The sequence below is a fragment of the Acinetobacter sp. genome (genome assembly GCF_041911495.1).
Classification (GTDB): domain Bacteria; phylum Pseudomonadota; class Gammaproteobacteria; order Pseudomonadales; family Moraxellaceae; genus Acinetobacter.
On sequence record NZ_JAYROT010000083.1, the window covers coordinates 1 to 8,004 of the forward strand.

Here is an 8,004-nt window from a genome sequence, read left to right on the forward strand (position 1 = left end):
AATGGCATTCTTGGACCAACCAAAACAGATGGCTCAAATCGAACCATTCAAATGAGTCCGCAAGTTTATTTTGCGTTCGTTCAGCAAAAGCAACGATCATTTAAACACTCAGAATTTGTATTTTGCAACCGAGAAGGCAAAGCATTGGATTATAGGGCAGTAAACCGACGAGTTTGGCATCCTTTGCTAAGGTATTTGGGGCTTGAGCCTAGACGTGCCTATCAGAGTCGGCATACTGCAGCAACGCTGTGGCTGTCGGCAGGAGAAAATCCAGAGTGGATCGCAAGACAACTGGGTCATTCGACCACGGAGATGCTATTTCGAGTTTATAGTCGATATGTTCCGAATATGACACGACAAGATGGTAGTGCTTTTGAGGCAATGCTCAATGAAATTGATCATCTGGAGAACGTATCATGAGTCATACTATTTTCGATAAATCATATTATAGTGATGTGGTGGTAAGCCGTCTCGCCGATCAAATTGCACGAGAGCTGATTGATGAATTTCACATTTTAGCGGTCAATAATCTCGCGTTTTTACTGGAAGGTGCATGCTTTATGAATGATCATCAGGTGTTGCGCATTTGGATTCAAGCAATGATTGATCAGTTTAAAGACAGCTATATCGTTGAGGATCTGATTCTTTTTATTCGGCATCAATTTATGATCTTAGCCAAAATCATTTGAAATATCATAATAAATCGAAGAACCCAAATTCTTCGATTTTTTATTTGTTGGTGCTAAATTAACATCGAGATAAAAACCGATACTGATCAAAGTTGTAATTGTTCTTAATTTTAAAACCCCTCTTTATTCAGAAGTTGTGCCGCTTGTTTTAATCGGGCAGGTGAAATATGTTGTGCATTACAACGGTGAATAAATTGGTCATACTCGGCATTGCTGAGTAAAATATGGACTTGGTGCTTTGGAGAGTGATTAGCCAATAATTTCTGCAAAATTTTAATCATGAAGTGCTTCATAAAAATCCTTAAATAAAGAAGTGGATAGCATTCTCATGAGGTCTATATTCAAGAAATTTAGCACGAGCCAAGAGCATAGTTTTTATTTTTTGCATCGCATTGAATACAAAAGCTATTCGCTTAAAAATTCGTGTAGCGCGTGGTACAGGATTATTTCAAGTTTGGGATGATTTTTCCGACTTACGTGTATAAAGTTGGATACATAATTCTAAGCGAGCACATCAATACTACAAAGAATATGAGCAATAATAACAGATGGGAGCGATCAGCTCCGATCTGTTTGTGGTTTTGCATTAGCACACTATATTCAATGTGGTACTCCTCATAAATTCAATCAGAACTTAGATTTCCAACGTTAATCCCTTGGGACGACCAATGCAGGCTAAATGCAAACAGAACTTAAAAGCAGCAAGTGCCTTGTTATTCTTATTTGAAAATAGCTGTAAGCGAATATGTTGCAATGTTGAATCATGAGGAGACGGATTCGATCGAGCCAATGCATGCAGTAAGGGCTGTTTTTTTGCATCTAAAACGTTATCGAGCGCTTGACCGCGGACTTGCCAAAACTGCTGAGGAAACAATCCCTGACTTTGTGCATAAAACAATTCGAGTTGATCAATTTTATTACTTGCGTATTGAATACCTGTGTGTGAAAGCGATACTCGATTGAGAAAAGTCTGAAGTACAGAGCGAATTTGGTCAGGATTATTGATAAAAATTGACTGAATCTTATCGAAGAAATAACGACATGCCTGAATATCTTCAGCGGTATCTATTTTTGTTGGAATGAGAGAATACTTCGCTTTGCGATCAATTAATCTTGGAATGTGCTTATTTGAAGTAATTGCGCTTAATATCTTGGCATTGTCGTACCACTGTTTTACCAGTTCATGCGTTAGACACATCTCATCGGCGACCTGTTGCGGGTTTTGATACGCATCGAGTAGCGTGAGGCATTTATAAAAATAGTCCACAGTGATTTTGGATTCACTTGTCCCAGCAAAATAATCACTGTAATCGTGAGGAGCTGTTTGTACTAGACCATGCCTCATGATCTGAGAAGCATTTGTTTGCGCCCAGCTAGTTTGATCATGCAGCAATAACTGGCTTAACTGCGTGGCGTGTCGATTGAAATTAAATTTTCTCGTGTCTTTCGCTTGATTTAAAAACGCAAAATCACGGTGGTATCCCATCAACTTTTTAGCCAAGTGATTTTCAATATCGGGATGATATTTTAATAGCCTATGCCCAGCAATGAGGTAACTCAAGTGGATGTAACTTTTAAATGTTTCACTCGGATCGATATGTCCGAGTAAATGTGCAATTACAAACCAATGATTTTGCCCCTGTGGCGAGCGGAGTAGTTCCTTACGAATCAAGGTATATTCAGCCTCTGTATAATCTGTTAATTGTTGTACAAGTGGCTCGTATTCACAGTTGAGGAGCAATGCCAGATGATTTGCTGCAGTATGACGAAATGAATGGAAAGAATAATCATGCTGCGTGAATAAGTCGTTCATGATTTTTTTAAAGGGGGTAGTCACGCTATGTTTATTGAGTTTGCTATCGTCATTCCATGAATGAAATAAATAAGACTTGCCTTGACGAGACAACCGTTGTTCTACTACGTAACGATGAAATAACTGATATTCATCCGCTTTTAATAAGCAATATGCAGGGATGATGCGTTCAGCACTGTCGGTTTTCAGCTGGTGCAGATTGCCTTGCTTTTTTGAGCCGAAAGGACGAACCCAAATGGATAAATCACGTAGCCCTTCGATGTCGTTCAGACGTAGGCTGAGAATTTCATTGATTCGCATACCTGTTCGATAAGCGAGACTATAAATCATCTTTAAATTTTGATAATGGTATTCTTCGATTGATTGTTCTTTATAGAGAATATCTAGTTTTTGTAGGCATGCCTGATAGGTTTGGGGAGCGATAATTCGTGCTCGTGGTCTATTTTGGACGGATATCGATTCGAGTTCGAAGGCGTCAGCTTGAAAAACTTTTTGTTGAAATCGGTGAAAACGTTTCAGCATCCTCAGCGTTTGCCCTTTGGATTTAAACTCAGGTTGTTGTGCTTCGTCTGCAAGGCGAGTATTTGTGATGATATGTCGATAAATATTATTCACAATCGTATTCATATCGTCATCTGCTGCAAGATACTGCAAAGAATGACTTAGCCAAGGCTCGGCAATACGCGTGTAGTAGGTATAAATTGAACTCTCTTTGAGTGGCAGATCATGCTTGAAAGATTTTTCGAATTGATCCGCTGTAAAATTGAAACATGCTGCAAGTTGTTTCACTTTTACCATTTGTGGTTGATACAGGCTGATTAGCCAGAGCACCATTCGCTTACTGAATTCATTGAATTGATCTGCATGTTCAAGGCAATAATCAATGATCAGTTGGGGAATATTTGCGGAAGTTTTTGACTTGCGGATGAGGTTGAGCATGTCTTTATGAATTTTGATCACAGCATTCACTGCTTGCCCTAGATTTGACAGCGTTGAATTTTTACCTTGGGGGCGATGATCGATATTTTGATCATCTTGATGATCTTTGTGGTGGTCGTCTTTGATTTTGAATTGCGGTTGTATAAATTTTTGAAATTCCGTTTCAGACAATCCGCAAGTCTCAATATTTTCAATCAGACATTGCGCAAGTGCTGGATCAATATCCGCATTTGGCAGTTGCATCCAGTTGAAATTCGCATTGTCCCGTAAAAATTTATAGCTTTGATTTGTAAAGGATATCTGTAACTTATTAAAAATCAGCTTGAGATAATCTTCGATATTGAGATCAATATGCGGAATTTGACGAATATAAAAATGAATAAGCCACAGCCGCGTGATCTGATCGGGGACAAAGTGACGTGATTTTCGAATGGTTTTTTCATCGATGTAAAGATCACCATAAGTGCTTGAAAGTGGTTCGAGAAAGATAATATTCATTGAGCCAATCGCTCTTATGTCTTTCGGTGCGATTAAATGCTCGAGTAAAGCGGTTAATGATGCTTTATGATTTAAGCCCGAAAAAAGTATGGCAGAGATCAGAATATTTCCGACAATTTCATTATCTGTAAATGTTGTACTGTCTTTGGTCAAAATCCAATAATCCCAAAGTTTCTCGATGATCTCATCAATGTGATGTCCATTCTCAAACCATGAAAATGTAAAAACGGGCTGGTCTCTTACCATGTCGAAGGTTAGGATGGGCAAGGGCAGTGGCTCATCACGCGTTTGGTTGATTTTATTCACATAAGCTCTGAAAAATTCATGGGCATATTTCTTCCATGCCAAATTAGTAGCTTTGCGCTTGATGATTTCATAGACTGCTGGATAGAATGATTCAGGATGTTGCTGATGAAGAAAGTCGTTTTCCTGAAAATATTGTGTTAATTGTTGCTCCACATCCTGCCGTAGTGCATCTTCACGCTCAATGCGACGTGCTTCGCGACGTTTTGCGGCATAAAGTGCTTCAGGTTTGGTTTGACTACTGCGTGAGGACATTTACTTCAATCCCTGTGATTTCAAAATGGTCTTTCATGTTTTCGAGACGATCTGCAATGCTGTAAAACTGATGCAGAGATAGACTTGAATAAGGGTGTGCAGCTTCTTGTTGCATTGGCTCATGACCGAATAATGCTAGGATTTCGGGCTCTGAAATCTTTTCACTGAGAAAAGCACGGGCAGTATGTCGATGCCAGTTGGGGTGCTCTAAACCAAGTTCAAAATTGAAATTTTTAACCAAAGTGGGACTTAATGTTTTCCATTTTTCATCATGAAAAAGATGTAGCAATGGTCGTTGATTATTTAAGACTTGTTGTACATGCTGTATAACGTGACACTCTGTGATGCCAACTTCTAATTCTACAAACCGAAGAAATTGAATAAATTTTTCGACCTCGGTGACAACAAACTGACTGAGTGGAATTAAGCGTCCGTGACTTTGCCGACCACCAACCTCTTTGTCTGCAACGATCAGAATTTTCCGCTTAAAATTGAAATGACAGAGAAAGCCAGGAAAATCGGAAACGGGTCGTGCGGCAGTAAACAGTAATAAAAAATGCCACATCCAAACACTGTAATGGTTCAAGATGCTGATCCAATCCTCAACATTTTGCATAAATATTTTTGCTTTGAGGGTAGCAAAAATATTTTTGACTACAATTTTTGTCGGTGCTTTTCGGCTACCAAAACAGTCCTCTGAATTAGATGAAATGTCATCATATTCATTTGAAAGACGCTCACATAAACCTTGTAACGTGCCGACATATTTTTGATGCAGATGATTAATGTTGTGGTGGCAATACGATATTGATGATGATTTATTTGCATCAATTCCTGTCAGTATGTCGGCTAACTGCTTATTTCCAGTTTGTTGCAAGATGGTTTGATGTAATAGGGAGCTTAGTTTGCTGACTGATAATGCAGGGATCTGTAAATCAGCTCTGAGCTGTTTTAGGTATTTAGATAGATCATCTTCAGAAACAACATGTGCGCTCCGTAATGCCGTGATAAATGCATTTGGAATGGGAATATCGAGATAAATACTTTGATTAAGTAGACCTGTAGGGTACGCAAAGTTTTTATTTTCAAACACAGAAAACCGAGTGCGCAGAAAATACAGATCATTGAATTGAGTGAGTTGCTGTCGATCATTGAGTTTTTTTACGCGCTTACTTTGTAGTCGTAGCCACTCTTTGACAGGATTGCCGGTAATAAAAGCTAACATCAGGATCAGTGGAGTTTTGGCATGTATCCCTTTGGGCTGAGTAAAGTCGAGATAAAGTCTGTTGAGTAGGGTGCTTATACTGCTACGATTTGGGAAAAGGCTGCTAGATGGCAATTGATGTTCTTTGCGTTGAATATGTTTTGCTACAAGTGGTAGCACATAGGCTTGGGTGGATTCGGAATATGTTGCAAGTGGTGTGACGGACGAGGGATCAACCAGTATTTGACGGCTATCCTGATCATCGAGCTGTTTTTCAACATTGAGCGCCGTTGATTTTGCACCTTTTATGATCTCCGAACTTTCTTCGATCAACTGATCTTCGTCGAGATACTCATGCAGTAGCTTTGTATTTGAGCTTGCTCGTGCAATTTTTGCTTTACTCTGTAAAACGTATTTAAAGGTAATACGAAAACTATTGATGAGATTGCGCTCAAATTCATCTGACGGTTCTAGATCACTTAAGTAATTTACAAATTCTTTTAGGCTGAGTTCGGGATGATTCAGATGTTGCTGCCAGAAGCGCTGATAAGCCTCAGAATTTTGATAATGCTTTTTGTTGTTTAATGCCCGATTTGCTGCACGCATACGCTGAAATAATCGTAAGACGGTATTTAGATGGTCAGTATGTTCGGCTTTAAATAACTCGGGTTTTATATCAGGTAATGCGATTAAATAGAGTGCTGCTTTAATCACAAGCACATTCCATTGTAATACGTGCTGATCTGTAATTTGGGCAATCGAGTTGATGTACCAAGTGATGGGGGCACTCGAAACTTTATGCTGTCTTGATGCAACCAAAGCTTCTGGGTTTTGAATGCAATCATTGCTGGGAAGATCAAAAACAAAGCCATCTAAATTCAGACCACTTAAATACTCCTGGGTTTGAATATGTTTCAGTAAATCTGCCACATATTGAATATGTGCATCACGTTGGTTTTTCTCATCGGAAAAGAGGGTTTCTAATGTATTTTTTAATGATACTTCTCGATTATCTAATTCATCATGAAAGGAATATTTCATTTTAAGCTCCAAAGTTGTTCTGCATTTAACTCAAAGTTTGGATCATTAAGAAGTTGATAAATAAGCGGACTACTTAGCTCGAGTTCAATAAGCACATCATTTCTTTCTTGCTTTAATTTTTTTAGCCGGTAATTGAGTTGATTTCGATTAAATGATAATTCTTTTGCAAGTAAGTCCATGCTCATTTTTGAGTGCAGTTTGAACGAATGACATTTATTGTGTTTAAGAATAAGTTCAGGGGAAATGTGCTTATTTATTAAATTAAGCAAACGATTAGGATTGATAAGATCAATATTAAACTGAAAATTAGAAATAAATTTAATAAACTCATGACTTGTTATTTTCTTTAATTCATTAATTAGATTGTCGTCAGGGTGGTTATATATTCTGAGATTTATATATTTTGGTGGTTTATTTTTATAATATAAATACCAATGAAATAAATTTGTAATGTAATAACAATTGCTATGTGGATCTTCAAATACAATCAAGTCTGAGCTAGTATGAAGCAGAGGTAGATCCGTTTTTAGCGCTTTAAATATCTCAAAATAACAATGATAAATTCCAAAAAACTCTGGATGAACAAAAATTTCTGTCTTATGCCAGAGTCTAGTTTTTGTGGTTTTCGGTTTGCCGAAAACTGAATTGAAATCATGGTTGTTGATGATACGCCTCATGTTGAAGATGAAGTAATGATCATACTTTTATATTTTTTAATATAATAAAACAATATCTGATTATTGAAAATAATGATAATTTAACAAATAATATACAATACGGCGATATTTATAAAATAAATCGTATATTTTGGCGATATTGCGATCGACTTTGAACAAAAATTGTTATTCATTTTTGTGTGTGGCTAGGGTGTTTTTTTAATAGGACTTGTTATTTTTTTGGTTGAAAATAAATATATCAAATGTACAGTATTAAAATAACATGAAGTATATACTACATATTAATTGCGTTATTTTTAAATTATTCAGTCTAGCATTTAAGCGACTTCCAAGCCTCATCATATGCTTTACTCAAAGCAAGCCAATTGAATACGCCACGCTTTCAGACAAGATCCGGAAGATAGTCCATTACTTTTTTTGGTTCATCCAAGTGAAATGGGCACTGTTGCAAATAGAGATTTGAGTCGATGATGTTCCCTTTAAAAAGTACTTAGAGACCGAAAACCCTGTTGATTAGACACACTTCACCCTGAGGCTGACCATAATAAAATGACGATGCTTGTCCTTTACGTAGTGCACGCATGA

At 37.5% G+C, this 8,004-nt stretch carries 6 protein-coding genes and 2 pseudogenes; 3 read left to right on the plus strand and 5 right to left on the minus strand.

Going from position 1 to position 8,004, the window contains the following annotated elements; genetic code table 11:
* Both ACE3PQ_RS11035 and ACE3PQ_RS11040 read left to right on the plus strand, forming a co-directional pair.
* The coding region (locus tag ACE3PQ_RS11035) for a tyrosine-type recombinase/integrase (RefSeq protein ID WP_374297883.1) at positions 1 to 420 on the plus strand (420 nt) is incomplete at its 5' end.
* Positions 417 to 689, plus strand: coding sequence for a hypothetical protein (locus ACE3PQ_RS11040; RefSeq protein ID WP_374297886.1), 273 nt, complete (start codon positions 417 to 419; stop codon positions 687 to 689). The genes ACE3PQ_RS11035 and ACE3PQ_RS11040, both read left to right, overlap by 4 nt.
* 110 nt (positions 690 to 799) lie before the next feature.
* Here the strand turns inward: ACE3PQ_RS11040 and ACE3PQ_RS11045 are convergent, their stop codons facing one another.
* On the minus strand, positions 800 to 970 hold the full coding sequence (locus ACE3PQ_RS11045) for a hypothetical protein (protein ID WP_374297888.1): 171 nt from the start codon (positions 968 to 970) through the stop codon (positions 800 to 802).
* Positions 971 to 1,023: 53 nt separating this feature from the next.
* On the opposite strand from ACE3PQ_RS11045, the pseudogene ACE3PQ_RS11050 reads away from it, so the two are divergent.
* Positions 1,024 to 1,231 (plus strand): annotated as a pseudogene (locus ACE3PQ_RS11050) (hypothetical protein); the annotation flags it as partial.
* Between the two features lie 92 nt (positions 1,232 to 1,323).
* Here the strand turns inward: ACE3PQ_RS11050 and ACE3PQ_RS11055 are convergent.
* From ACE3PQ_RS11055 to ACE3PQ_RS11070, 4 genes and pseudogenes are all read right to left on the minus strand, one after another.
* Complete coding sequence (locus ACE3PQ_RS11055; RefSeq protein WP_374297892.1) at positions 1,324 to 4,497, minus strand: tyrosine-type recombinase/integrase; 3,174 nt, start codon at positions 4,495 to 4,497, stop codon at positions 1,324 to 1,326.
* Positions 4,481 to 6,742, minus strand: coding sequence for a hypothetical protein (locus ACE3PQ_RS11060; RefSeq protein WP_374297895.1), 2,262 nt, complete (start codon positions 6,740 to 6,742; stop codon positions 4,481 to 4,483). Before ACE3PQ_RS11060 ends, ACE3PQ_RS11055 begins: the two co-directional genes overlap by 17 nt.
* Positions 6,739 to 7,419 (minus strand): hypothetical protein, encoded by a 681-nt coding sequence (locus tag ACE3PQ_RS11065; protein ID WP_374297898.1) that lies wholly within the window; start codon positions 7,417 to 7,419, stop codon positions 6,739 to 6,741. The genes ACE3PQ_RS11060 and ACE3PQ_RS11065 overlap by 4 nt, the downstream gene beginning before the upstream one ends.
* Before the next feature lie 490 nt (positions 7,420 to 7,909).
* Positions 7,910 to 8,004: pseudogene (locus ACE3PQ_RS11070) on the minus strand (IS6 family transposase); the annotation flags it as partial.

What these genes read in the sequence shown, in the direction of transcription:
- ACE3PQ_RS11040 (WP_374297886.1), top strand. Translation starts at nt 417, where the DNA reads ATGAGTCATACTATTTTCGATAAATCATATTATAGTGATGTGGTGGTA.
- ACE3PQ_RS11045 (WP_374297888.1), bottom strand. Translation starts at nt 970, where the DNA reads ATGATTAAAATTTTGCAGAAATTATTGGCTAATCACTCTCCAAAGCAC.
- ACE3PQ_RS11060 (WP_374297895.1), bottom strand. Translation starts at nt 6,742, where the DNA reads ATGAAATATTCCTTTCATGATGAATTAGATAATCGAGAAGTATCATTA.
- ACE3PQ_RS11065 (WP_374297898.1), bottom strand. Translation starts at nt 7,419, where the DNA reads ATGAGGCGTATCATCAACAACCATGATTTCAATTCAGTTTTCGGCAAA.
- ACE3PQ_RS11055 (WP_374297892.1), bottom strand. Translation starts at nt 4,497, where the DNA reads ATGTCCTCACGCAGTAGTCAAACCAAACCTGAAGCACTTTATGCCGCA.